The 24,326-nt window shown below is 62.7% G+C and carries 18 protein-coding genes and 2 pseudogenes; 13 read left to right on the forward strand and 7 right to left on the reverse strand.

Annotated features, from left to right (window positions below; translation table 11 throughout):
* Positions 1–94 precede the first annotated feature (94 nt).
* The 4 genes from AB4O25_RS23820 to AB4O25_RS23835 are packed head-to-tail and all read left to right on the forward strand — an operon-like array spanning position 95 to position 4,381.
* The gene (locus tag AB4O25_RS23820) at positions 95–763 is read left to right on the forward strand and encodes a methylamine utilization protein (protein ID WP_026067137.1); all 669 of its coding nucleotides are present in this window, start codon (positions 95–97) and stop codon (positions 761–763) included.
* A complete protein-coding gene (locus AB4O25_RS23825; RefSeq protein WP_460150022.1) occupies positions 747–3,095 on the forward strand; it encodes a bifunctional diguanylate cyclase/phosphodiesterase in 2,349 nt (782 codons plus the stop codon). The genes AB4O25_RS23820 and AB4O25_RS23825 overlap by 17 nt, the downstream gene beginning before the upstream one ends.
* 9 nt (positions 3,096–3,104) lie before the next feature.
* Complete coding sequence (locus tag AB4O25_RS23830; protein ID WP_017526293.1) at positions 3,105–3,962, forward strand: DUF3034 family protein; 858 nt, start codon at positions 3,105–3,107, stop codon at positions 3,960–3,962.
* Positions 3,962–4,381: a group I truncated hemoglobin gene (locus tag AB4O25_RS23835; RefSeq protein ID WP_065877226.1), complete on the forward strand. Its 420-nt coding sequence runs from the start codon at positions 3,962–3,964 to the stop codon at positions 4,379–4,381. The genes AB4O25_RS23830 and AB4O25_RS23835 overlap by 1 nt, the downstream gene beginning before the upstream one ends.
* A 127-nt stretch (positions 4,382–4,508) precedes the next feature.
* Here AB4O25_RS23835 and AB4O25_RS23840 read toward each other — a convergent pair whose 3' ends face one another.
* Positions 4,509–6,920 carry a glucose/quinate/shikimate family membrane-bound PQQ-dependent dehydrogenase gene (locus AB4O25_RS23840; protein ID WP_460150023.1) on the reverse strand — a complete coding sequence of 804 codons (2,412 nt, stop codon included), beginning with the start codon at positions 6,918–6,920 and terminating at the stop codon, positions 4,509–4,511.
* A 384-nt stretch (positions 6,921–7,304) separates the two neighbouring features.
* A pseudogene (locus tag AB4O25_RS23845) lies at positions 7,305–9,322 on the reverse strand (TonB-dependent receptor).
* Between the two features lie 150 nt (positions 9,323–9,472).
* Between AB4O25_RS23845 and AB4O25_RS23850 the strand changes: the two are divergent.
* Together AB4O25_RS23850 and AB4O25_RS23855 are read left to right on the forward strand one after the other, a co-directional pair.
* Positions 9,473–9,706, forward strand: a complete 234-nt coding sequence (locus AB4O25_RS23850; RefSeq protein ID WP_012722427.1) for a VF530 family protein — start codon at positions 9,473–9,475, stop codon at positions 9,704–9,706.
* 5 nt (positions 9,707–9,711) lie between these two features.
* The gene (locus AB4O25_RS23855; RefSeq protein ID WP_017526297.1) at positions 9,712–10,335 is read left to right on the forward strand and encodes a Pr6Pr family membrane protein; all 624 of its coding nucleotides are present in this window, start codon (positions 9,712–9,714) and stop codon (positions 10,333–10,335) included.
* Between the two features lie 39 nt (positions 10,336–10,374).
* On the opposite strand, the gene AB4O25_RS23860 is transcribed toward AB4O25_RS23855, so the two are convergent.
* Positions 10,375–11,142: a siderophore-interacting protein gene (locus tag AB4O25_RS23860; RefSeq protein WP_017526298.1), complete on the reverse strand. Its 768-nt coding sequence runs from the start codon at positions 11,140–11,142 to the stop codon at positions 10,375–10,377.
* Positions 11,139–11,686, reverse strand: a pseudogene (locus AB4O25_RS23865) (PadR family transcriptional regulator). Before AB4O25_RS23865 ends, AB4O25_RS23860 begins: the two are co-directional and overlap by 4 nt.
* A gap of 519 nt (positions 11,687–12,205) precedes the next feature.
* Here AB4O25_RS23865 and AB4O25_RS23870 point away from each other — a divergent pair.
* From AB4O25_RS23870 to AB4O25_RS23900, 7 genes are all read left to right on the forward strand, one after another.
* Positions 12,206–12,700 carry a CS1 type fimbrial major subunit gene (locus tag AB4O25_RS23870; RefSeq protein WP_065877220.1) on the forward strand — a complete coding sequence of 165 codons (495 nt, stop codon included), beginning with the start codon at positions 12,206–12,208 and terminating at the stop codon, positions 12,698–12,700.
* 109 nt (positions 12,701–12,809) lie between these two features.
* The gene (locus AB4O25_RS23875) at positions 12,810–15,320 is read left to right on the forward strand and encodes a CS1-pili formation C-terminal domain-containing protein (RefSeq protein ID WP_460150024.1); all 2,511 of its coding nucleotides are present in this window, start codon (positions 12,810–12,812) and stop codon (positions 15,318–15,320) included.
* Between the two features lie 23 nt (positions 15,321–15,343).
* Complete coding sequence (locus tag AB4O25_RS23880; RefSeq protein WP_460150025.1) at positions 15,344–15,577, forward strand: hypothetical protein; 234 nt, start codon at positions 15,344–15,346, stop codon at positions 15,575–15,577.
* 142 nt (positions 15,578–15,719) lie between these two features.
* A complete protein-coding gene (locus AB4O25_RS23885; protein WP_460150026.1) occupies positions 15,720–16,589 on the forward strand; it encodes a hypothetical protein in 870 nt (289 codons plus the stop codon).
* Between the two features lie 73 nt (positions 16,590–16,662).
* The gene (locus AB4O25_RS23890) at positions 16,663–17,421 is read left to right on the forward strand and encodes a molecular chaperone (RefSeq protein ID WP_116078386.1); all 759 of its coding nucleotides are present in this window, start codon (positions 16,663–16,665) and stop codon (positions 17,419–17,421) included.
* 5 nt (positions 17,422–17,426) lie between these two features.
* Positions 17,427–18,032: a CS1 type fimbrial major subunit gene (locus AB4O25_RS23895; RefSeq protein ID WP_460150027.1), complete on the forward strand. Its 606-nt coding sequence runs from the start codon at positions 17,427–17,429 to the stop codon at positions 18,030–18,032.
* Complete coding sequence (locus tag AB4O25_RS23900; RefSeq protein ID WP_460150028.1) at positions 18,023–19,210, forward strand: hypothetical protein; 1,188 nt, start codon at positions 18,023–18,025, stop codon at positions 19,208–19,210. The genes AB4O25_RS23895 and AB4O25_RS23900 overlap by 10 nt, the downstream gene beginning before the upstream one ends.
* Here the strand turns inward: AB4O25_RS23900 and AB4O25_RS23905 are convergent.
* The 3 genes from AB4O25_RS23905 to AB4O25_RS23915 are packed head-to-tail and all read right to left on the reverse strand — an operon-like array spanning position 19,168 to position 24,228.
* The gene (locus AB4O25_RS23905) at positions 19,168–23,118 is read right to left on the reverse strand and encodes an NEL-type E3 ubiquitin ligase domain-containing protein (RefSeq protein WP_460150029.1); all 3,951 of its coding nucleotides are present in this window, start codon (positions 23,116–23,118) and stop codon (positions 19,168–19,170) included. The two genes, AB4O25_RS23900 and AB4O25_RS23905, sit on opposite strands and share 43 nt — an antisense overlap.
* Positions 23,036–23,767: a dermonecrotic toxin domain-containing protein gene (locus AB4O25_RS23910; protein WP_460151000.1), complete on the reverse strand. Its 732-nt coding sequence runs from the start codon at positions 23,765–23,767 to the stop codon at positions 23,036–23,038. Before AB4O25_RS23910 ends, AB4O25_RS23905 begins: the two co-directional genes overlap by 83 nt.
* A complete protein-coding gene (locus AB4O25_RS23915; protein WP_460150030.1) occupies positions 23,761–24,228 on the reverse strand; it encodes a dermonecrotic toxin domain-containing protein in 468 nt (155 codons plus the stop codon). The genes AB4O25_RS23910 and AB4O25_RS23915 overlap by 7 nt, the downstream gene beginning before the upstream one ends.
* Positions 24,229–24,326: the final 98 nt, after the last annotated feature.

A 24,326-nucleotide genomic window follows, 5' to 3' on the forward strand; every position in this document is an offset into this window, starting at 1 on the left:
GGCATTTTGCCTTGTTTGCGGCATGATGGCTGCGCATTGCAGTCCCAAGGCTGGCCGCTCTTTTTTTATCTGTCGCGGATGCCCCATGGCCCGAATGATTCATGTGTTTTCAGGTGTAGCGCTGGCGCTGCTGGTGGCGTGCCCAGCCTCGGCCGCCACCCTGGAAGTGTTGCTGCGCCAGGCCGACGGCAGCAAGGTGGCGGATGGCGTCGTGACCCTTCAGGGCCCGGCGGGTGCGTTCAACGGTGTGCTCAAGGCCGATATGGACCAGCGTGGCCAACGCTTTGCGCCCCATGTGCTGGCGGTGCACACCGGTACCCAGGTGCGCTTCCCCAACAGCGATAACATCCGCCATCAGGTTTATTCCTTCTCCGCCGCCAAGCGTTTCGAACTGCGCCTGTACGAAGGCACGCCCACCGACCCGTTGCTGTTCGACAAGCCTGGCGTGGTGGTGCTTGGCTGTAACATCCATGACTGGATGCTCGGCTATATCTACGTGACCGACGACCCACGTTTTGGTGTCAGCGACGCCCAAGGCCGAGTGCGCCTGGAACAACTGCCGCCCGGCGATTACCACGCCACGGTGTGGCACCCGCAACTCAAGGATATGCAGCCCCTGGACGGCGGCACCTTGCATATCACCGCCGCCGGCCTCAGCCACAACGTGGTGCTGAGCCTGGAGCCGACCTCCGCCGATATCCCGCCGACGCCGAGTGCGTTTGGCGATGCGTTCAATCGAGCCTCCCGTGAAACTGCGCAGTAGCTTCCAGGCGCGGGTCGCCAGTGTCCTGATCCTGCTGTTGCTGGTGGTGATCGGTGCGCTGTATTTCAGTGTCAAGGTGGCCACCCGTTCAGCGGTGCGCGGCCAGGCACTGGCTCAGTTGGAGGTCGGTTCGCGGGTGTTCGAGCGCTTGCTGGACGTTCGCGGTCGCCGTCTGGCCGATGGCGTGCAACTGTTGGCCGCCGACTTCGGCTTTCGTGATGCGGTGGCCAGCGGCGATTCGGCGACGATGCGCTCGGTGCTGCTCAACCATGGCAAGCGCATCAACGCCAGCGATGTGATCCTGCTGGGCATGGACGGCAAAGTCCTGGCCAGTACGTTGAGCGAAGTGCCCGAGGGCTCGACCTTCCAATACGATCAGTCGCTGCGCGATGCCCGGCGCAACCACCAGGCCATGCTGATCGTGCCACTGCAAGGCCAACCGCACCTGTTGGTGGAAGCCCCGGTGCTGGCGCCGTTGCCGATTGCACGGGTGGTGATGGGCTTTAGCATGGACGGCGCATTTGCCGATGAGTTGCGCTCGTTGAGCAACCTGGAAGTGTCGTTCCTGGCCATCGCTCATGATCGGCCGGGCGAGTTGGTCAGCACCCAGCCGCAGGTGCTGCGCGACAGCATTCTGGCCCTGATGCAGGGCGATACGGCACGCCTTGGGGTGTCCACCACCGATCACCTGGCGCAGCGTTTTCTCAGCCAGTCCCTGGTGCTGGCCAGCGATCAGAACGGCAAGGTCCTGGCGTTGCTGCAAAGCCCGTTGGATGCGGCGATGCAGGCTTTCGTGCCGTTGGACGAAAAGATCCTTGGCATCGCGCTGGTCGCCTTGCTCGCCTCGTTGATCGGTGCCTTGTTGCTGGCGCGCACCGTATCGCGCCCGGTGCAGACGTTGGCGCTGGCGGCCGAACGCATAGGCCAGGGCGATTACCACACGCCGGTGGCCCTGGCGCGCAGTGACGAACTGGGGTTGCTGGCGAATGCGTTCAATGCGATGCAAAGCGGCATCGCCGAACGCGAGCAACAATTGGCGCATAACGCGCTGCACGATAGCCTCACCGGCCTGCCGAACCGCGCGCTGGCCATGGAGCGCCTGGGCAGTGCGATTGCTCTGCAACGGCCGGTGGCGTTGATCTACCTGGGTATCGATAACCTGCGCGCCGCCAGCGAAACCGCCGGGCCTGATGCGGTGGATCAATTGCTGCTGGCCGTCAGCCGCCGCCTGGAAGCAGTGTTGCGCCCCGGCGATACCCTGGCGCACCTGATCGCCGATGAATTCCTGCTGTTGCTCGAAGGCGCGGGCAGCGACGAGGCCGTGGGCATGGCCGACAAGCTGCAACAACTGCTGCTGCGCCCCCAGCGCATCAATGGCCACGACCTGGCGCTGGATTGCCGGCTGGGCATCGCGGCCTACCCGGCCGATGGCGAAAGCCCGCACACCGTGCTCGAACGCGCGGCCATCGCCATGAACGACGCGGCGAAAATGCCCGGCCGCCTGCAGGTTTATGAGCAGGGCCGCGACCTGGTGCACCGCCGCCAGATCACCCTGATCCGCGACCTGCGCCACGCGCCCAGCCAAGGCCAATTGCTGCTGCATTACCAGCCCAAACTGGACATTCGCCAAGGCCATGTACGCCAGGCCGAAGCCTTGCTGCGCTGGCAGCACCCGCAGTTCGGCATGGTCTCGCCGGCAGAGTTCATCCCCCTGGCCGAGCGCTCGGGCAGCATCCAATTGTTGACCCAATGGGTGATCGAGGAGGGCATCCGCCAACTGTGCGAGTGGAACCGTCGCGGCCTGTCTCTACAGCTGTCATTGAATATCTCGGCGGACGATTTGCTCGGTGACGAGCTGGCCCATCGGGTTTCGGCCTTGCTGCGGCGCTATGGCTTGCCGGCCGAACAGTTGCTGTTCGAAATCACCGAAAGTGCCGTGATGCGTGAACCGGAAAAAGCCCTCAAGGTCCTGCACCTGTTACGCGATTGCGGCATCAGCCTGTCGGTGGATGACTTCGGCACCGGCTACTCGTCGCTGGCTCACCTCAAGCGCCTGCCGGTGCAGGAGTTGAAGATCGACCAATCCTTTGTGCGCAACCTCGATGAAACCAGTGAAGACGCGGTGATCGTGCGCTCCACCATCGAGATGAGCCACAACCTGGGCCTCAAGGTCGTCGCCGAGGGCGTCGAGTATGCCCACAGCCTGCGTTTGTTGGAGCGGTGGCAGTGCGACACGGCCCAGGGCTACCTGATCAGCCGGCCGTTGAGCGCCGACGCTTTCGAAGCCTGGGTGGCGTTGCCCCTCAGTGCGCACACTTCCTTGGTTCATTGAGTAGCTGACGTGCGACTTTCTTTTCTGATTGGCAGCCTCGCGGCGCTCACCCTGCACACGGCGTGGGCCGATAACGGCCGCCTGATCGCCACGGGCGGTGCCAGCAGCATCGAGGGCTCGGCGGGCGGTGGTATCACGCCTTGGGCGGTGTTGGCCGGCTACGGCGAACAGCACGAATGGGGCGCCACGGCGTTCGCCACCACGGTCAACCTGCCGGACTATCGGCTGGACGTGGCCGGCTTGGCGCTGGCTTACGACAACCGTGTCGAAGTGTCTTTCGCCCGCCAACGCTTCGACCTCGGCAGCCTGGTGCACAAGCTCAACTTGGCCGAAGACAACCTGGGCCAGGATGTACTGGGTGTGAAGGTGCGGCTGTTTGGCGACGTGATTTACGACCGTTTGCCGCAGGTGTCCCTCGGCCTGGAATACAAACACCAGACCCACTTCGATATCCCCCGCCTGGTGGGGGCCAAGCGCGACAGCGACGTCGAAGGCTACCTCGCCGCCAGCCGTTTGTTCATGGGCGCGGCCTTTGGCTACAACGTGCTGGTCAACACCAGCCTGCGCTACAGCCGCGCCAACGAAACCGGGTTGCTTGGCTTCGGCGGCGATCGTCGCAGCAGCCGCAGCCTGCTCAAGGAAGGCTCGGTGGCGCTGCTGTTCAACCCGCGCTGGGCGCTGGGCGTCGAATACCGTGAGAAGCCCGACAACCTGTCGTTTGCCGGTGAAAGCGATTGGGCGGATGTGTTCGTCGGCTACTTTCCCAACAAGCACGTATCGTTTGTATTGGCCTACGCGCGGCTTGGGGAAATCGCCACGTTGGATAACCAGAACGGCACCTACTTGTCGGTGCAGGGGAGCTTCTGATGCGCGTTCTACCCATCGCGCTGGCGGTGCTGCTCAGCGCCTGCGCCCAACAACCGCCCAAGGACGACAGCCTGTATCGCGATTTGGGCGCCATGCCCGGCATCACGCGGATTGTCGAAGGCATGCTGCTCCACATCGCCCGCGATGAGCGCATCGTCGAACGCTTTCGGCGCATTGACATCCAGCGTTTGCGCAACAAATTGATCGAACAGTTCTGCGTCGAAGCCGGCGGGCCATGTACCTACACCGGAGACAGCATGGCCGAAAGTCACAAGGGCCAGAACGTTAGCCGCAGTGACTTCAATGCGCTGGTGGAGGATTTGATCAAGGCGATGGACAGCGAGGGGATCCCAGTGCCGGTGCAGAATCGGTTGATTGCCAGGTTGGCGGTGATGCGCGGTGAAGTGATCGAACACTAGTCACCTGAACACCAAGGTTCAAATGTGGGAGGGAGCAAGCCCCCTCACACATTTTGATCGTCATCGTCCATTAAAAAGGCGGCTACCTGTTGAGGGTAGCCGCCTTTTGTTTTACCGCCGGTCCTGCTTAGTCCGGCAGTTTGAACGCCATTACATAGTCACCCTGCTTGGTACCCAGGGAACCATGACCCCCCGCCACGACCAGCACGTACTGCTTGCCGTCCTTGCCGGTGTAGGTCATCGGTGTGGTTTGCGCGCCCGCTGGCAGGCGGCCTTCCCACAGTTGCTTGCCGTTTTTCACGTCGTAGGCACGCAGGTACTGGTCGAGGGTACCGCTCAGGAACGCCACGCCACCGGCGGTGGTGAAGGTGCCGCCCAGGCTCGGTACGCCCATGCTCAGGGGGATCGGAACCGGCGAGCTGTCACGCACGGTGCCGTTCTTGTGCATCCAGATGGTTTTGTGGGTGGTCAGGTCGACCGCCGCCACATAACCCCACGCCGGTGCCTGGCACGGCAAGCCCATTGGCGACAGCAACGCTTCGAGGATCACGCCGTACGGCGCGCCTTTGTTCGGCTGCACGCCTTCGGTTTCGCTGACGCGCGGGCCTTGCTTGGCGATGTCGGCGGCCGGGATCAGTTTGGATTTGAACGCCATGAAGCTGGGGTTCACGAACGCGATCTGACGCACCGGGTCGACAGAAATGCCACCCCAGTCGAACACGCCAAAGTTGCCGGGGTACACGATCGAGCCCTGCAGCGATGGCGGGGTGAAAGCACCGTCATAGCGCATGGACTTGAAGTCGATACGGCACAGCATCTGGTCAAACGGCGTCACGCCCCACATGTCGCGCTCTTTGAGCGGCGGCGGCATGAAGTTCAGCTCGGACTTGGGTTGGGTCGGGGAGGTGCGGTCGCCCGCCACTGCGCCCTGCGGTACCGCCACTTCGTGGATCGGCACCACCGGCTGGCCGGTGGCACGGTCCAGCACGTAGATGCTGCCTTGCTTGGTCGACGCCATCACCGCCTGCTTCACGCCGGCTTCGGTCTTGATGTCGATCAGCGACGGTTGGCCGCCCACGTCCATGTCCCACAGGTCATGGTGAGTGAACTGGAAGGTCCACTTCACATGGCCGGTGTCGATATCCAGCGCGGTCAGGCCGGCGGCGTATTTCTCGGAATCGTCGGTACGGTCGCCGCCGTACTGGTCAGGCATCTGGTTGCCCATCGGCAGGTAGAGCATGCCGAGTTTTTCATCCACCGCGAACATGGACCACATGTTCGGCGAGTTGCGGGTGTAGGTCTTGCCTTCGGCCAACGGGGTGGTGTCGCCCGGGTTGCCGCTGTCCCAGTTCCACACCAGCTTGCCGGTGTGTACGTCGAACGCGCGGATCACACCGCTTGGCTCGTCGACCGAGACGTTATCGGTCACGTGGCCGCCGATCACCACCAGGTTCTTGGTCACGGCCGGTGGCGAGGTGGAGTAGTAACCGCCTGGGGCGAAGCTGCCGATGTTGGCGCGCAGGTCGACCTGGCCTTTGTCGCCGAAGTCTTCGCACATCTTGCCGGTGTCGGCGTTCAGGGCGATCAGGCGGGTGTCGGCGGTCGGCACGAAGATGCGTTTCGGGCAGGCAGTCGGCGCGGCAGCTGGGCTGGCGCTGCCGGTGGGGCTCTGTTCGGACGCGTAGGCGGCGTCATCGTGATACGACACGCCACGGCAGGTCATGTGCGCCCACCCCTTGAAGTTCTCGGCACCCTGGGTGCTGATCTTCGGGTCGAAACGCCAGATTTCCTTGCCGGTGTCCGGGTCCAGGGCAATCACTTGGCTGTGCGGGGTACACACGTAGAGCATGCCGTTGACTTTCAGCGGGGTGTTTTCCGCGGTGGTCTCACCTGGGTCGCCCGCACCCGGAATATCGCCGGTGCGGAAGGTCCACGCCGGGACCAGCTTGTGGGCGTTTTCCGGGGTAATCTGCGCCAGCGGCGAGTAGCGGTCGCCGAAGGATGAACGACCGTAGGAATTCCAGTCGCCATCGGCCTGCGACGGCGCGGCATTGGCCATGCCCGGTACCGCGTCGCGGTCCAGTTGGCCTTTGATCTCACCCGGGTTGGTGAACTGGCTGGCGATGGCGGCGGCGCCGGCCAGCACCACGGCCACGCTCAGTGCGCCGGTGCCCAGCGGGGCAGGTTGGCCACGCAGCAACGGACGGCGAAACCACGGCAGCAACATGACCAGGCCCAAGGCAAACAGCAGTGCCAGGCGCGGCACCAACTGCCACCAGTCCAAGCCGACTTCCCACAGTGCCCACACCGTGCTGGCGAACAGCACTACTGCGTACAGGCCAAGCGCGGCGCGACGGATGGCCAGCAACAGGATGCCGGTCAAGGTGATGCCGATACCGGCCAGCAGGTAGTAAAACGACCCGCCGAGCATCGTCAGCTTGATACCGCCGGCCAACAAGGCCAGGCCCATGATCAGCAGCAAGACGCCTAGCAGCCTGGGGAGCAGGCGGCTTGGACTTGAAGCACCATCAGTGCTCATAGTGTGTTTCTCCGTGACGTTGGAATAAAGGTGTAACCCCGTGCTTCATTCACTGTAGATGACGATTCGGCGCGGGCTTGGTTCAGCGTTATTTGGGTTTTTCCGTGGAGCGGCGCTGTTATCCACAGGCCGGCGATTTATCCCCAGGCGCGGTCGGGGGTAAGACAGCGCTGTCTTTGCGTGCGGGAATAATCAGCAAGATGGGGGCGGCCGAGGAAGTGAAACGTTTCAGGTTGTTGCGAAGGATAAAGGGAGTCAGGGCCAAGAGAAAGCCTGAATCGCAAGATGCATCATTTCGGATTTGGTAACAGTGACCCGATGTCGCTGCGAAAACACTTGTGGGAGGAGGGCAAGCCCCCCCTCCCACGGGAATTGCACTGTGGGTTAGAAGGTGGTGCGAAGCCCGAACTGCACGCTGCGCCCCGGCGCCGGGGCGATGTCGCGCAGGATCGAGCTGGCATACCGCACGGTCTGGTTGGTGAGGTTTTCCCCGTTCACAAATGCCAACCATTGGCTGCCACCCATATTGAAGTGGTAACCGGCGCTCGCGCCCAAGGTGGTGTAGCCGTCGGTGCCGCTTTCGTTATCCGGCACACGGCCCTGGCCTGCGGCGTGTTCGACGTCGATACGCGCCTGCCAGCGGTCCAGCTCCCACAGCAACCCGCTGTTCAAGCGCAACGGGGCAATGCGTGGCAAGGCTTCACCGGTGTCGAGGTTGGTGGCGCGGGTGTAATCGCCTGACAGCTCCAGCGCGAACTTGCCGTAGGCGCTTTCACCGAGCTTCCAGTGATCCTGGGCTTCAAACCCGGCAAAACGGGCACGCACGCCGGAATATTCGTACTCAGGGATGCCGCTCGCGTCTTCTTCACCTTCATCGTTCAGCGTACGACCGGTGCCCAGCAGGCCGATGTAATTGGAGAAGTGGCTGTAGAACACGCCGACGCTGCCCTTGTGGGTGCCATTGTCAAAGCGCAGCGCCAGGTCGCTGGACACGGCTTTTTCTTCTTCAGGTTGGCGTCGCCCAGCTCAAAGGTGCCGGTGGCGACGTGGGCGCCGTTGGCGTACAGCTCGTAGAAGGTCGGCGCGCGTTCGGTGTAGCCCAGGGTGGCGGCCACGGACCAGATGGGCGTCAGGGTGTAGACCGCGCCGGACGACAGGCTGCCGGCGGTGAAGTCATTGCTCTTGTCGGCGCCGGCAAAGCGCGCGTTGCCTTTGGCGTCCGGGTCTACGCGGGTGTGTTCCAGGCGCCCGCCGAGGCTGAGTTTGAGGCGTTCGGTGGCCTGCATTTCTTCGAGGATAAACAGCGCGCCGGCATTGGTGTCGGTCTGCGGCACGAACGCTTCTTCGCCCAGGGCCGAGAACTCATTGCGGGTCACCTGCGCGCCCACCACCCCATCGAACGGGCCGATCGGCTGGTGACGCGCTTCAACGCGGGCTTCATAACCTTTGTTCTTGAACACCGTGCCGGTCTCGCCGTCTTCGATTTCGCGGTGCTCGTAGTCGGTGTAGCCGGCGTCGAATTTCACCGAACTGAACGGGCCTTGCAGGTTGCGGATTTCGGAGGCGAACGCGTAGTGATCCTGCTTCATGCGGATGCGCACGGCCTGCTCGGCGGGGGAGCCGTAGTTGCTGTCGTAATTGCTGTAGGACAGCCCGGCGTAACCGTCATCCCAGGTGTAGGAACCGCCCACGGCACCGCCGTCCTGGCGCCCGTCGCTGTTGCCCAGGCGAGCATTTTTGCCGGGGCTGTCTTCGCTGTCCGGCGCATGGCGGCTGCGCGCCTGGCCTGGGATTTTCAGGTCATTGAATTCCCGCGCATTGGCGTCCAGGTGCAGGGCGAACGTGCCGTTGCCGGCTTCCAGTTTGCCTGCGCTGCTGCGGGTGGTGTCGGCGCCGCCGTAGCGCAACTCACCGGCACCGTGGATGCCTTCGATGGCTTGGGTGGGGATGCGATTGTCGAAGGTGTTGACCACGCCGCCGATGGCACTGCCGCCATACAACAACGCCGCCGGGCCGCGCACGATTTCAACGCGCTCAACGTTGACCGGGTCCAGCGGCACCGCGTGGTCGTAGGACAGTGACGAGGCATCCAGCGCGCCCACGCCGTTGCGCAGGATGCGGATGCGGTCGCCATCCTGGCCGCGAATGATCGGCCGGCTGGCGCCTGGGCCGAAATACGAGGACGACACGCCCGGCTGCTTGTTCAGGGTTTCGCCGAGGCTGCCTTTTTGCTGCAGCGTCAGGTCATCGCCTTCGAGCACGGTGGTCGGCGACGCCAGCTGTTCGCTGCCCATCGGGTTGCCGGTGATGACTTGGGGTGGCAGCTCAAGGGCGTGGGCTTCGGAGCAGATCAACAGGGCGGCGGCAAGCGGGGTCAAGCGCCACAGGGAAGAGAGGGACATCGGACATTCCTTGGCAATACGGCGAAAAGATTTGAAAGTAATGGTTACAATATAACATCTCTTTTTCGCCGTAAGCGGGAAGTTTTTATAACTGGCCGGGCGGGGTGATAAGGTGTGCGCCTTCCTCAACCGTTTTTCATAGGCCCCGGCATGACCGCGACAAGCAACGACCCCCTCCACGGCGTGACCCTGCAACACGTCCTCACCACCCTGGTGGAACATTACGAATGGGAAGGCCTTGCCGAGCGCATTGATATCCGCTGCTTCAAGAGCGACCCGAGCATCAAGTCGAGCCTCACGTTCCTGCGTAAAACCCCGTGGGCGCGGGAGAAAGTCGAAGGGTTGTACGTGAAGCTGATGCGCACCAAACGCCCGTTGGACTGAAGGCAATGAAGCGGTTTACGGCAGCGGCCGCACTGGCCGGTTGGGTGGGGTTGGCGATTCAGCAATACCTTATTTTCTATTCGCGCTGGTCCACCGGCGCCAGCCTGCTGGGCGGGCTGATCAACTTTTTCAGTTTCTTTACGGTACTCACCAACACCCTGGCGGTGGTGGTGTTGAGCTACGCCGTGGTGAACCGCGATAGCGCGGCGAAGCGGTTTTTTCTCGCCCCCAGGGTCAGCAGCGCAATCGCGGTGAGCATTCTGGTGGTGGGCCTGGCGTACAGCCTGTTACTGCGGCATTTATGGCAGCCCGAAGGCTTTCAACTGGTCGCCGACGAGCTGCTCCACGACGTCATGCCGGTGCTGTTTTTTATTTACTGGTGGCGCTGTGTGCCCAAGGGCACCTTGCACCTCAAACACATCGGCGCCTGGGTGATTTACCCGCTGGTGTACTTCGCCTATGCGCTGCTGCGTGGGGATTTGCTCGGGCAGTATCAGTACCCGTTCATCGACGTGAGCACCCTCGGTTATCCACAGGTGTTTGTGAATGCCGCAGGGATCTTGGCGGGGTTTGTGTTGATTGCGTTGGCAGTGGTGGGGCTGGATAAGGCGCTCAAGCGAACGCAATAAAACCTGTGGGAGCGAGCAAGCCCGCTCCCACACGGGGGTTTACTCGTCGTCGCTACCTTCGGCGCGCCAGTAACCCACGGCCTTCAGAAAATCTTCATCGACCTGATGGGTGTCCAGCAGCACGCGGCGTACCTGGCGCGACAGCTTGGTTTCGGTGGCGACGAAGCTGTACAGCGTGCCGCTGGGCAGCGTCAGGTTGCGCACGCACTCCAGTAGGTCATCCTGGCCCCGCACCACCCAAATGATGTCGACCTCGGCGGCGCTTTCCAGCGTTTGCCGCTCCGCCAAATCGGCAATCTCAATCACCGCCAGCACCTTGCACCCGGCGGGTAGTTCCTCCAGGCGACGACCGATGGCCGGCAGCGCGGTTTCGTCGCCGATCAGCAGGTAGCTGTCGAAGATATCCGGCACGATCAGCGAGCCCCGTGGCCCGCCGATATACAGGTGTTGCCCCGGCTGGGCCTGTTGCGCCCAGGTGGACGCAGGGCCATCGCCATGCAGCACGAAATCGATATCCAGCTCGCCAAGGTCCAGGTCAAAACGCCGTGGCGTGTAGTCACGCATGGCTGGCTGCGGGCCGTCGCCCTTGACGGTGAAGGTCGGGCTTTGCAGCGCGGCCTGCTCGGCGGCGTTCTGTGGGAACAGCAGCTTGATATGGTCGTCGCTGCCCAGGCTCACGAACCCGGCCAGTTCAGGCCCGCCCAGGGTGATGCGGCGCATGCGCGGGGTGATATCGACCACGCGCAACACCTGCAGGCGGCGGCGTTTGATCTCGTGGGTAACGCGGTGGATGGCGTGTGTATTCATGAGGATTTCCCGTCGGCAATGGCTTGAGCGGTGCCGTTGAGCAGCGCCGCGACACGTGCGATTTCTTCCGGGCTCCAACGCCCGTGGTGTGAATGCAAGGCATGGCGCAGGTTGTGCACCGCCTCGTGGATTTGCGGCGGGCGGTCATGCCCGCGCAGCGAGCGTTTGCTCAGTTGGATGCGCATGCGTACGCCGTCCAGCGCAACCGTCTGTTCACTTAAGAACAGACGTCCGGCGTCGGTGATGGTGTAGCGTTTTTTCCACCTTCGGCGTCGCCGCTGATCAACTCGCTCTCTTCCAGGAAGGTCAGCGTCGGGTAGATCACGCCTGGGCTCGGGGTGTAGGCGCCGTCGAACAGGCCTTCGATCCGGCGGATCAGGTCGTAGCCGTGGCACGGTTGTTCGGCGATGAGCGCCGGCAGCAGCAATTTCAAATCGCCCGGTGCGAACACGCGGGGGCCACGGCCGCCGCGTTCACGGCCGGGGCGTTTTTCGAAGCCGTCAGGGTCGTTGCCGGGGTCGCGGTGGTGAGGGTGATCGCGCATGTTCGTCGCTCTGTGAAAGATTTAGACATAACTTAAGATATATCTTTAGCGCTGAACAGAGGGCCGCGACCAACGGTCGACGGCCGTATGGCGAGGCAGGCCGAGCGTAAAACCGCAAAAAAACCGTGGACGGTTCTCTCTATGTAAGTCTATAACTAGTTATTAGAGTTAAAGCTCCAATTTTGCACTTTCGTTTAACGTGAATAGGCACTTTTGTGGTACCGTTCTGACAGTTTCATACCCACTCAAACAGCAACTTGTTAGTGTGTAGTCCGATTCTTACAGTTGAATTATAAGTTTTGGCAAAAGGCCATGTTTTTCCCGCGAGCGCAGTTTCCTTAAGCTACGCCCGCGTGGGAAGCGGCCTGCATACCTGTTTTTGACATTCATGGATCATTGCCCGGCGTTGCACTAGTTCAACTTTGCGCAACGTAGTTCGTTGTGAGTCAGCTAAAGCCCTGGCTTTGAATTCAACTAGCAACGATCCAATTAATGCTGAAAACCTATAGGTATTGACCCATGTTCAAGAAGTTAGCGATCACTGTTCCACTGGCTGTTATTGCGCTGAGTTCCCAGGTAGCAGTCGCTGCCGGCGAAGCCAGCCATACCGTCAACCTCAGGGCGAACATCCCTACCACCGTGTTCCATGCACAGCCACGTGACCCGAACTGGGGCCGCGACGAAACCATGAACTACAACGTGGTGAGCGGTGAGCTGGCGCCCCTGACCGCCATCTACGACATCCGCAACACCAACGGTTCGGTGCATGCCTACATCGAAGGTGGCCCGGCGATGCTGTTCAACGGCAATACCACCCAGAACATTCCGCTCACCACCACCCTCAACGGCGTGACCCTGACCGGCACCCCGCAGGAAGTGGTCAACGAGGCGGACTCCACGCCGGGCGTGGGTGCTGAAATGCGCATCGTCGCCGCCAAGCCTACGGCCACTCAGCGCGGCGCCTACACCGCAGTGATGCCGGTGGTGTTCGACGCGGTACTGCCAGCACCTTGATGCACATGAGCGCTCGCTGACCGCGAGCGCTGTTTGCAGGCCGGCGTGCCCCTCTCCCTGTGCGCCGGCCTGGTTTTCTTAGTCTCTAGGCATTCAGAGTATTCCGTCCATGTTCCCGATGACCTCCATCGCGGCTGCGCTTGCGCTGTTGATTTGTACGAGTGCCCTGGCTGCGCCTGCCTCGACCCCCGGCAGCCTGATTACCCAGGCCCAAGGCCTGCCCGCAGGGTTTACCGACCACTTTTTCGAGGTGCCGCTGGCCGTGCGCGTGGACCTCGACGAGCAACTGCTCGGCGAAGCGTTGATCGTGCTGTCGCGCGACGACCGCGTCACCCTGCTCGAATTCACCGACACCGGCGACAGCAAGGTCCCGGCCGCGACTCGCGACACCTGGCAAGCGGTGTTGGAAAAAGGTGTCGCGCTGGGCGCCTGCAACCAGTCCTGCCCGGAAAAAATGATCTCGGCGTTCTACAACCTCGAAAGCTCACAGCTGTCGATCCTCACGCAAGACGTCGAACGCAGTGCCGACATCCCGCGTTTCTACGAGCAGCCCGAAGGTGGCAGCCTGGGGTTGATCATCAACAACCAGCTCAACCTCAACGGTGGCCAAGAAGAAAGCCTGGGCGGGCGTTACGGCCTGCAGGCCAGTTCCAGCGTGGGTAATTGGAGCCAGGTGTTCAACCTGCAACTGGCGCGTCAGAGCGGTGATGACGAACCCATGCGCCACGCGATCCACGAGCTTTACACCCAGCGTGAAATGGAAGGGCAGTTCTTCCGCCTGGGCCACTTCACCCCCAATTCCGATGGCCTCACCCGCCAACTGCGCAGCTTCGGCGCCAGCCCCGACACGGCGCTGGGCGTGATGTACGGCAGTTCCGACAGCCTGGCCATCAACAACGCCAAGCCCAGCGTGTACCCGATCTACGTCACCGCCAACCGTCAGGCGGCGGTGGAGATCTACCGCAACGGCTTGCTGATCAACACCCAGGCGGTCGCCGCCGGCCTGCAAACCTTGGATACCCGGCCGTTGCCCGGCGGTATCTACGAGGTGGAAGTGCGCCTGATCGAAGACGGCCTCACCACCAGCACCACCCAGGAGTTGGTGTACAAGCCCAGCAACTGGCGCAATGCCGAAGACCGCTGGCGCTACAACCTGTTCGCCGGGCGCGAGACCAAGCTGCTCAGCAACTGGGATGAACAAGCCTCGGGCGCGATGACCGCCGGCGCGTCGATCAACTACCTGCTGCACCCGCGCGTGATCCTCGGCCTGTCGGCCCGCCAGGTGCGCGAACAACTGCAATACGGCGGTTCGGTCGACTGGACCGTGGCCAACAACACCAGCCTCTACGCCAACCTGTATCAAACCCAGGAACACGGCACCGGCATGGACCTGCAAGGGCTCTATTCCTTTGGCGCGACCAACCTGGTGTTCAGCCACAACCGCAGTTGGCTCGACACCCGCGACACCTACGAAACCCTGCCCGACGGCACCCGTCTGCGGCGCAACACCTTTGTCGGCGAGACGAGCAATACCGCGTTGTCGGTCAACCACCGTTTCGACGCCAAAAACAGCGCGAACATGCGCCTGTCCCACAGCGAGGGCAATATCGAAGGCGCCGGCATCGACCTGGGCTGGAGCCGTCACGACACGTTCCTGGGCAGCGATGCCAACTGGCGTTTCTCGGTGTTCGACCGGCCCGGCACTACCGGTACCAGCGACAAGCGTAATCGCGGGGTCGATGTGTCGCTCAGCGTGAACCTGGGCAGCGACGGCCGGCAGATCTCCGGCAGCCTCGGCAGCCGCACCGCCCGTGACGGCGGGCGCGACAACAACGCCTCGGTCACGTACCGCCAGGACCTCACCGACCACGTGCTGCAAAGCGTCTCGGCCACCGCGATCACCGACACCTACGGCGTCGGCCTGTCGGGCACGGCCAGCTTCAATACCAGTGCGGTCAGCGGCGACGGCTTCCTGCAGCGCAGTTCCTACAACGGCGAACTCACCGGTGGCTTGAACCTCAACAGCACCTTCGTCGCCGGTGCCGGCCAGATGCTGCTCAGCAGCCAGTACCAGGGCAACGGCGCGGGCATGATCATCGACCTTGAAACCGACCTCGACGACATCGCCCTGCGCGCCGACGACCTGGGCGGCGGCAGCACCCTGCTGCGGCCGGGGCGCAACTACGTGCCGGTGTCGGCCTACAAGAGCAGCAGCGTCAGTTTCGACTTCGAAGGCAACTACCCGCCGGCGGCCAACATCCAGCCGACGCGCTCCAGCTATCACCTGAACAAGGGGGGCGTGGACTACCGCAAGATCTCGGTGATGAAGACCGTCACCGTGCTCGGGCGCTTGCTCGACGAACGTGGCGCGCCGCTCAAGGGCCATCACGTGATCAACCACGCCAGCCGTGGGGTCAGCGAAGTGGACGGGTTCTTCTCGATGGAAATGAGCGCCAGCTCGCCGACCCTGCAAGTGCGTTACCAAAACCAGTTGCTCTGCCAGTTCCGCCTCGACCCGAGCAACGCGCCGAATGAAAACGACGTGTTGATGATCGGTGACCTGCGCTGCACGCCGGACACCCTGGCCGAAGCTAACCAAAAGGCCGAAACCGCCGGTTGACGGCGGTTCGGACTGGAATTTCTATGACTTTGATAACCGTCACCAAAAAACTCTTTGCGCCGTGCGCATTGGCGCTGGCCTTGGGCGGCATCAGTCTGCCGGCGCTGGGGTTCGTCGAGAACATCACGGCGGTGTTTCGCCCCGACCCCACCAACCCGATGAGCAACAAGTTCAAGAACACCACGCCGCAAAGCGGGCTGTGCCCCCTGGCACGTCCCGGCCAAGTGCGAGGCGGTCAATACCTTCAGTATCCGTAATACACAATTCAGGGCGGCTTCAAACGGGCCGATTCCCGCGTATGCCGATGACCCGCGCAAGAGCGCCTACTTCAAGATGCCGTCCGCCTGGCGTGACTTGCAAGTCACCCATGTAGGCACGGGAGAGGTAGAAACTGTCCAGATGAGGATTGCGGGTATCGGGGCTCAATGGAGCCTGCCACGACCGCCGGGTGTATCGGCCTGGGGCACGACGTCGGCCGCCTGGAAAGCCTATTGGTATGGAGCGCCGCCTCCCTGTCAGCCCATTAATTACTTCGCGGCGGGGCTGAACTTTGCGTTGTTCTTCTGGATCGTTCCTGAGAACGCGGGCGCCTGCAGCGTCATTGCGGGTACCGAGATTCCGTGGATGAACTATGGCCATCTTGAATATGGCTACGAACTCAAAACCCCTAATCCACTGAGCATGAGCGCGGGCGAATACCGCGGCTCTATCACCTACTCCATGGGCCCGGGTGCCGATTTTGATTTCGGCGACGTGATGATCCCCAACGACAACGTCGCCACCTTCAATTTCACCCTGCAGGTGGAACACATCCTCAAGGTCGACCTTCCGCCCGGTGGCAATCGCATCGAACTGCTGCCCGACGGCGGCTGGCAGGCCTGGCTCAATCGCGGGCGCCAGCCTTCACGGTTGTTTCGCGACCAGACCTTCCGTATCGCCGCCAGCTCGCGCTTCAGGATGAACCTCGAATGCAGCCTGGTGATCGGCAACACCTGCGGCTTGCGCAATGGCGCGGGCGACGAGGTGCCGTTGCAGGTCGCGGTGAGCCTGCCATTCGGCCTGAACGACCAGTACGGGCAAACCGTGAACAAGCTGCCCCTGCGCCTCGACGGCGTGGGCACCGAGCTGTTCCAGGCCGTGCACTACGTGAACAACCGGCCCGGCACCCTGCATTTTGAAGTCGAAAAAGAACAGGTGGGCGAGATGCTCAAGCAGCCCGGCACCACCTATTCGGGGGTGGTCACGGTGGTCTGGGACTCGGAAGTTTAAGCGGGCCATCCGCAACGGCCCGCCGGCACTTTGGCGTGGCGGGCCGCGTTCAATCAATGAGGCGTAAGCAAACATGAAACAGGCAGTGTTAGGGATCGGGTTGGTATTGGCGTCGCTGACGGCACAGGCGGGGCCGGCGATCAACGTGGGCGTGGTGTACGACTACCTGGAAGGCGATCGCAGCTCCTACCTCAAGCGGGTTTACAACGGCGGCACCAGCACCGCGTTTATCAAGGTCAATGTGCTGGAGATTGTCTATAACGCCGACGGCACCTCCAAGGAAGTGCCGGTCGCCTCGATGACCGACGCCAAGGGCAGCGCCACCAACCGCGACGGCCTGATGGCCAGCCCGGCGCGGCTGATCGTACCGGCCGGCGGGCGCCAGGGCACGCGCTTGCTGTATATGGGCCAGCGCGACAAGGAGCGTTATTTCCGCGTGCGGTTCATCCCCGTGGTCCCGGAAAAGGAAGACGACTTCGCCGTGACCGAGGCAGAGCGCAGCGACTACAAAAAAGGCCTGGCGGCCGGGGTCAACGTACTGGCCGGCTACGGCACGGTGTTTTTCGTGCGGCCCAAAGACACGCGTTTCGACACGCAAATCAACGAGACCGCCACCCAGTACAGCCTGCGCAACGCCGGCAACAGCGTGGTGGTGCTCGACGAGTTCCGCGACTGTTCGGTGGCCAACAAAGCCGAGTGTGAGCCCACCACCAAGCACCACATCCTGCCCGGTCGCCAGTTGGTGTTCGAGAAGAAACCCGAGCGCCAGTTCAGCTTCCAGATGGTTGAAGGCCGGGACAAAAAATCGATGACCGTCAACAGCAACGGGTGATGACAATGTTCAAGCAAGTAACGGTAGTGGCTGCGCTGATGGCCCCGGTTTTGTGGGGTGGTCAGGCGCAGGCGTTTCAGGAACGCCAGAGTTTCGATGTGTCGGTGACCATTCCGATCCACGAAGCCTACGTGCTGCCCTCCGAGCCGGACTGGATGGGCCGCGACCAGGTATTGGCCTGGGACCTGGTGACGTCGCGCCTGAGTCACCTGCGTAAGAACTTCGATGTGAAAAACCTCAACGGCGGCGTCGCCGCGCGGTTGGGCGACACCCCGTACCTGCTGAGCGGCCAGAACCGGATTGACCTTCAGGTGCTGTTCAACCGTGTGCCCCTGACCCTGGATTCGACCGAAGTGATCAACGCCGATGAGGCCAGGGCTGGCCGTCGCGCCGAGCTGGAGATCGCCGCCATCGAACCGCAGACCGGTTACAAGGGCGGCGATTACTACGGCACGGTGCATATCGTTTTGATTTTCTGGCGCCTTGATTCAAAGGCGCAGCGCAAGGATGGGGTACCTCATGCAGTGGCACCCGTACGGAGTTCAGATGGTTTTTATCGCAATCAAAAAACACCTGTGCCGAGGGGGCGCTGGTCCTCGGCATGGGCGTGATCAGCTTGCCGGCGCAAGCGTTCGTCGAAGAAATCACCGCCGTGTTTCGCCCCGACCCCACCAACCCGATGAGCAACAAGTTCAAGAACACTACACTACAGAGCGGGCTGTGCCCTTGGCATGTCCCGGCCAAGTGCGAGGCGGTCAATACCTTCAGTATCCGTAATACACAATTCAGGGCGGCTTCAAACGGGCCGATTCCCGCGTATGCCGATGACCCGCGCAAGAGTGCCTACTTCAAGATGCCGTCCGCCTGGCGTGACTTGCAAGTCACCCATGTGGGCACGGGAGAGGTAGAAACTGTCCAGATGAGAATTGCGGGTATCGGGGCTCAATGGAGCCTGCCACGGTCGCCGGGTGTATCGGCCTGGAGCACGACGTCGGCCTCCTGGAATGCCTATTGGTATGGAGCGCCGCCGCCCTGTCAGCCCATTAATTACTTCGCGGCGGGACAGAACTTTGCGTTGTTCTTCTGGATCGTTCCTGAGAACGCGGGCGCCTGCAGTGTCATTGCGGGTACCGAGATTCCGTGGATGAACTATGGCCATCTTGAATATGGCTACGAACTCAAAACCCCTAACCCACTGAGCATGACCGCGGGCGAATACCGCGGCTCTATCACCTACTCCATGGGGCCCGGTGCCGATTTTGACTTCGGCGACGTGATGATCCCCAACGACAACGTCGCCACCTTCAATTTCACCCTGCAGGTGGAACACATCCTCAAGGTCGACCTGCCGCCCGGTGGCAATCGCATCGAGCTGCTGCCCGACGGCGGCTGGCAGGCCTGGCTCAATCGCGGGCGCCAACCGGCGCGGCTGTTTCGTGACCAGACCTTCAACATCTACGCCAGCGGGCGCTTCAAGATGCAACTCGAATGCAGCCTGGTCATCGGCAACACCTGCGGGCTGCGCAATGGCGCGGGCGACGAGGTGCCGTTGCAGGTCGCCGTGAGCCTGCCATTTGGCCTCAACGACCAGTACGGGCAAACCGTGAACAAGCTGCCGCTGCGCCTCGACGGCGTGGGCACCGAGCTATTCCAGGCCGTGCACTATGTGAACAACCGCCCCGGTACCCTGCACTTTGAGGTCCAGAAGGAGCACGTGACCGAGATGCTCAAGCATCCCGGCTCCACCTATTCTGGGGTGGTCACGGTGGTCTGGGACTCGGAGGTTTGAGGCCGCTCTGGCGTTACCTCGGCCCGGTTCAGCAGCAAATGCGTCTGCTCACGCAGCCACTGCTTGCGCAGATCCCCCAGGCTGTTGAGCACCTGGCTGTATAACGCGTCGGGCATCGGCTCGCCGGTCAGCACCTGTGCCTGGCTCAGGTTCAACTGTTCGGCGAGACTGTTCAGGGTGTCGCGCCGGGTGTCGTCAGGTGCCAGCGCATAGGCCTGCTGCTCGCTGTGCAAGTGGTCCAGGCGCTCGAACTGCTCGTCGATGTGCTGCTCATGCTGCGCGTATTCGGTGGGGTACTGTTCGCGCAAAAACTGCTCCCAATACGGCTCAAGCAGCATTTGGTCCACCAGCCCGTCACCTTCGCTCAATGCCTGTACGGCGTTGTAGGCCCGCTCGATATCTGCGTCGCTGACGTCGGAGGTGCGGCGGTACAGCATGTGCTCGTTGATCCAGGGCAAATCCAGCCGTCTGGCCAGGCGGGTCTGGTAGGCCAGGTGCACCTCGACTTCATCCACCGTGCCCGGCTCACTATCGACCCGTTGCGAGGTCAGCAACAGGCCCAGGCCGCCTTGCTCCACCGGCTTGAGGCGATGTGCGATATCGGCGCGGGCCACGTGGTTGACGAACTTGAGCCGCGCCGCGCCCCTGGCCAGGTGGACCAGGCGTTCTTCGCGTTCGGCGCTGGTACGGCTGAAGCCGTTGGCGTTGCTGACCAGCACCTCAACCCCCATGTTGCTGAAAATCTGCTGCCCTGCGTCCGGGCACAGGCCGGGGAAGCTGGACATCATGAACAGCTTTTCGCGCAGTTCAGTGTCGCTTGCCATCGCCAACAGCATGGTCCTGACCTGTGAGCGCAACAGGCCAAGGTTGCGCTGGTAGCGGGCTTCGTCGGTGGGGTCTTCGAAAAAATCCGGCGGTTCCAGCGCCTTGATCACTTCGAAAAAGCCTTGGGAGCCTTTTTCATGTTCCAGGTCGTCCCACACTGTGCGGTAGAGCTTGCGCGCGTTTTCACCCAGGCTTTCCAGCCAGAATTGGTGGTCGCCCTGTGGTTCATAGGTGCGCTGGGGGTCTAGCCCGAACGATTCACGGTAGCTGTCGAACAGGTCCTGGAAGTCTGGGCGCAGGCGTGGTCGGTCCAGGCGGGTGAGGGCGACCACCGCCGCCTCTGCCAGGCCCGGCGTGACCTCGGGCACGCTGGTGATGGGGTTGCCTTGCAGGTGCAGGGTGAACCCGCCGTTGCGCGACTGGGCAAACAGGCCAACCGGCCACTCGCTGATGCCGGTAAAGCCCAGCTCAAGCAGGTTCAAGTCCGGCATCAGGCTGATATCCGGCGTGGCGCCCAAGGGGTTGCTGGCCAGGTTGAGCCGGCGCAGGCGCGAGAGCGGGCGCAACCGCCCCACGGCGTCGGCGTCCAGGGCGATCTGGTTGCCGCTCAGGTCCAGCTCGCGCAGTGAACGCATGTTCCCGATGGCCGTGGGCAGGCTGTGCAGCAGGTTGTCGCTCAGGTCCAGCACGCGCAGGTTGGGGAAGTGCAGCAGGAAGTCGGCGCGGTCGGAGGTGAAGTCACAGTCTTGCAGGTTCAGGTGCGTGACCCGCCGCAGCGGGTTGGGCAAGGTGGGCAGTGAGTCTGGCCGTTGCGCCGTCGACAGGTCCAGCGACGCGCCACCGCGCACGGGGCTGAATTCATCGTGCTTGCGGATGTAACCTTCGTGCCAGGCTTCCATCAGGCGATCGGCGAACAAGGCGCGGGTACGTCGGGCGATAGCTTCGCGGCGGCTGCCGGGGCGGAACTGGGTGGCGGCGCGCACGTAGTCATCCAGCGCGTGAGTAAGGGCTTTGTTCTCGGCTTCCAGGCCCTCCAGCACCTTGAGCCCCTCGGGGCTTTGCGAGGCCAGGGCAAATGGCTTCACGCCCTGTTCGGACATGCCGGGCAGCAAGGTGCGGATACGCTGCTCGACGCTGCCGGGCGAGGTGCCGCGCAAGGAGCTGCTGCCACCGCCGCGCAGCAACACCAGGGGTTCGCGCGCCGCGCGCATGCGAATCGGCGGTTCGGCGAGTACGTGACGACGCTCTGCCGGAGGCGCGATGTGTTCCAGCACCCAGTCTCTGAGGTTGTCGCTGCCGGTGGCCGGTTTGGCCCTGGTCAAGGTGTGGTCCATTGCGCTGTAGAAGTCTGTTGCGCGGTGCAGGCGTTTACCGTCGGCGTCGAAGGTTGTGTAGCGTCCTTGGTCGTCGCGTACCAGCACCCGCACGTCGGGCGCATCGTGGGCGCCGACCTGGGCCCTGAGGTCGCCGAAAAAATCGCCGTCGCGCACTTCGATTTGCAGGCGCCCCAAGGCATCGCTATGGATGCGCAGGGTATTGAGGATCAGGCGCTCGGCCTCGGGTGACAGCGACCGGTCCTGGTGCAACTGTTCGAACAATCGGGTACTGGTCACTTCGAAATTGGCTTCCTGCACCTGGTTTTTCACCGCCAGCGGCAGGCGCTTGTCTTCACTCATTACCGTCAAATCGCTGCCTCGGGTATGCCTGACCAATTGCCGGGCGATACTCAGCGGCAGGTCGGGGTATTGGCTGCGTAGCAACTGGATCTGCGGGTCCGCTGAGGCTTCCTGCGGGTGATAGTGATGGCGGATCAGCGACTCGCTTTGCTGCTTGACGTAATCGGCCAGCCGCTCGCGCAGGGCCTGTACCTGCTGCTCGGCGGGCAGGGTTTCACCGAGCAGTTTATTGGCCTGCGAGGGGTCGAGAAACGCCAGGACTTTCTCCGGTAAACGGCCCGACAACACCTCGGCGGTGCTCAGTTTCAACACATTGCGCCCGCTAGCGTTCGGGTTGCCGAACTCATGAGCCATACCGCTGAGGTCGGCGCGCGGGTACACATGCAGCGCCTTGCTTTTAGGCCAGCCCTTAAGCTCGGTGACCATCTGCTCGAACCAGTAGGCGCTCGGGTCCAGGGCCTGGCCGCCGCGTACCTTCTGGATGTCGCCGTCGACCTGCCTGGCGCTGTTGAAGCGCTTCAAGGTGTCGGCCAACAGCGGCGGGGTCGGTTGGTTGTTGGCGTACAGGTGACGCAAGGCATCGTGGTCAACGCCACTGATCAGGCGCACTTGCTCAAGCTGCGCGTCGCTCAACCCTTGCGTCTGCGGCCCCAGGCGGCGCATCAGTTGGGCGTCGCTCCAGTGCCGTGGCTGCTCGCCTTCCAGCACACAGGCGCCGTCGCCGTTGAGTCTGATCGCCGGGCGGTAGGCCTCGGGGCGCTGCGGATGCAGCAGATGATGGGTTTCGGTGATCGGGTCCTGGCCGACGTGGTAGTGGTGTTCGTCGACTTTCACGACCTGTGGGCCGGTTGTGTCGGGCGGCGCCTTGAGGCGGTAGGGGCTCAGGTCGGGGTTCCACAGGCGGCTTTCACCGGTGTGCAGTTGCACCGGCTTGAGGCCTTCGACAAAGGGCGACAGCTTGAGCTTCGCGATCTCTGCGATCTTGCCGCCCCGGTGAAAAATCAGCCCCTGCACAATGTTTTGCGTCGCCGCCAGCAAGTGTTCCTGGGCCTCGATGCGCTGGCCTTGCGCCCAGTCGACAATGCCTTCGAAGACGTCATCGGCCAACTGATAAGCGGTGTAGGCCAGCATCAATTCCCCCAGCAGCGGCACGAAGGGCGTCAGCACCAGCAGGGCGGCGTTGGTGAGGTCGGTGACGATTTTTTCCAGGTTGTCCCACCACGCCCAGCGCGCCATGCGGTCGGCGTAGGCGGTGGAGATGGCCAGTTCGCGCGCGTCATTGACGACCTTGTCCAGCTTGACCCGGTACAGGTACTGCCACAGGTCATCGCGGGCCGGTGAGCTGGAGCGGTTTTGCACATCCTCGCGCACCGCCTGCAACCGCCATTGCAGGTTGGGGCGGGCCACCGGTTGCGCCTGCCAGGTCGGGCCTTCGACGGGGAGGCCTTGGCGTTCTGCGCCATTCGAACAGGCGCTGCTTGAGGGTGTAGAAAAACCGCCCGCGCTGGTCGTGGGCAATGAACTGGCTGATGAACCGCGCGTAGGCGCCGGGGAATGTATCGGCGTTGGCCGGGGTGCCGAGCAAGCGTTGCACGCAGTCCTGGTGAAACGCCGTGGGCGAGGCGTATTCCTTCAACGGCTGCCCGGGGTCGTTGGGCATGTAAACCAGCAGTCGCGTGAGGCCTTTGGGGTTGGGGGCGGCGATCACCAGCACGCCGGTGAGCCTGCAGCCGAGCAGGTCCAGGGTATGCAACTCCACGCTGCGGCCGTCCAGTTGCAGCAGCGGCGCGTCACTGAGCATGGCCTGGATCAGGTCATAGGCATCCCGGGCGATGTGTTGTTGCGCCAGGGCCATGTGGGCGGCGCTGTTGAGCGCGGCTTTTTGCTGGGCGACCACTTTGTGCCGCAACGACTCGGCCACCGTGACGTTGTCAAAGCCCAGCGCGGTGTTGAGGTGTTTCTGGTAACGCGCGCCGATATCCAGCGAGCGACAGAGCGCCTTGAAGGTCTCGGCGCTGAGTGCCTCACCTGTTGCGCTGTGGGTGAAGGTCAGCAGCCGGTGTTGCCCGCGCGCATCGGCCTTGGATAAAACGCGAAGTCTTCGAAGGTTTCCGAGGCCGAGAAATTGTGCAAAGCGGCATCCAGCAGCGAGACGGTGCGGCTCTTTACGCCGAGCTTCACGTCGAGGCTCCACCACGGCAGATCGGCGGGGGCGTAGAGGCGGATCAAGGTCTGCGTCACGTCGATATCGCCATAGGGGAGCAGGGCCGTTTTGAGCCGCGGCTCGGCAAAGGCGCGCAGGTCGTTGAGCGCGGCGAGTTTCTGGTCGAGGGTGTTCTGGGTCGACCAATGTTCACCCAGGGCGGTTTTGAAGGCGTTGCGTAACTCAGGCGGCGGCGCCGCGTCGGCGGGGCTTGTGGCAGTGAGCGCGGTGAGGCGTGGCAAGGCGGTTTCGGCGAGCCAGGCGGGGATTTTCTGCCGGATGAAGGCGTGGTGTGTGCCGAGGTTTTCGGCCACGGGAGGTACGGGGGGAAGCCATGATCGGATGATCCTTGAAGTGCAATGGGATCATCCGATTATCTGCATGACGCGTTGGAATAAAAGCGTGAAATCTG

Source organism: Pseudomonas sp. S3_A03, assembly GCF_054668275.1.

What these genes read in the sequence shown, in the direction of transcription:
- AB4O25_RS23890 (WP_116078386.1), top strand. Translation starts at nt 16,663, where the DNA reads ATGAAACAGGCAGTGTTAGGGATCGGGTTGGTATTGGCGTCGCTGACG.
- AB4O25_RS23875 (WP_460150024.1), top strand. Translation starts at nt 12,810, where the DNA reads ATGTTCCCGATGACCTCCATCGCGGCTGCGCTTGCGCTGTTGATTTGT.
- AB4O25_RS23885 (WP_460150026.1), top strand. Translation starts at nt 15,720, where the DNA reads ATGAGGATTGCGGGTATCGGGGCTCAATGGAGCCTGCCACGACCGCCG.
- AB4O25_RS23860 (WP_017526298.1), bottom strand. Translation starts at nt 11,142, where the DNA reads ATGAATACACACGCCATCCACCGCGTTACCCACGAGATCAAACGCCGC.
- AB4O25_RS23820 (WP_026067137.1), top strand. Translation starts at nt 95, where the DNA reads ATGATTCATGTGTTTTCAGGTGTAGCGCTGGCGCTGCTGGTGGCGTGC.
- AB4O25_RS23835 (WP_065877226.1), top strand. Translation starts at nt 3,962, where the DNA reads ATGCGCGTTCTACCCATCGCGCTGGCGGTGCTGCTCAGCGCCTGCGCC.
- AB4O25_RS23840 (WP_460150023.1), bottom strand. Translation starts at nt 6,920, where the DNA reads ATGAGCACTGATGGTGCTTCAAGTCCAAGCCGCCTGCTCCCCAGGCTG.
- AB4O25_RS23900 (WP_460150028.1), top strand. Translation starts at nt 18,023, where the DNA reads ATGGGCGTGATCAGCTTGCCGGCGCAAGCGTTCGTCGAAGAAATCACC.
- AB4O25_RS23880 (WP_460150025.1), top strand. Translation starts at nt 15,344, where the DNA reads ATGACTTTGATAACCGTCACCAAAAAACTCTTTGCGCCGTGCGCATTG.
- AB4O25_RS23895 (WP_460150027.1), top strand. Translation starts at nt 17,427, where the DNA reads ATGTTCAAGCAAGTAACGGTAGTGGCTGCGCTGATGGCCCCGGTTTTG.
- AB4O25_RS23850 (WP_012722427.1), top strand. Translation starts at nt 9,473, where the DNA reads ATGACCGCGACAAGCAACGACCCCCTCCACGGCGTGACCCTGCAACAC.
- AB4O25_RS23855 (WP_017526297.1), top strand. Translation starts at nt 9,712, where the DNA reads ATGAAGCGGTTTACGGCAGCGGCCGCACTGGCCGGTTGGGTGGGGTTG.
- AB4O25_RS23870 (WP_065877220.1), top strand. Translation starts at nt 12,206, where the DNA reads ATGTTCAAGAAGTTAGCGATCACTGTTCCACTGGCTGTTATTGCGCTG.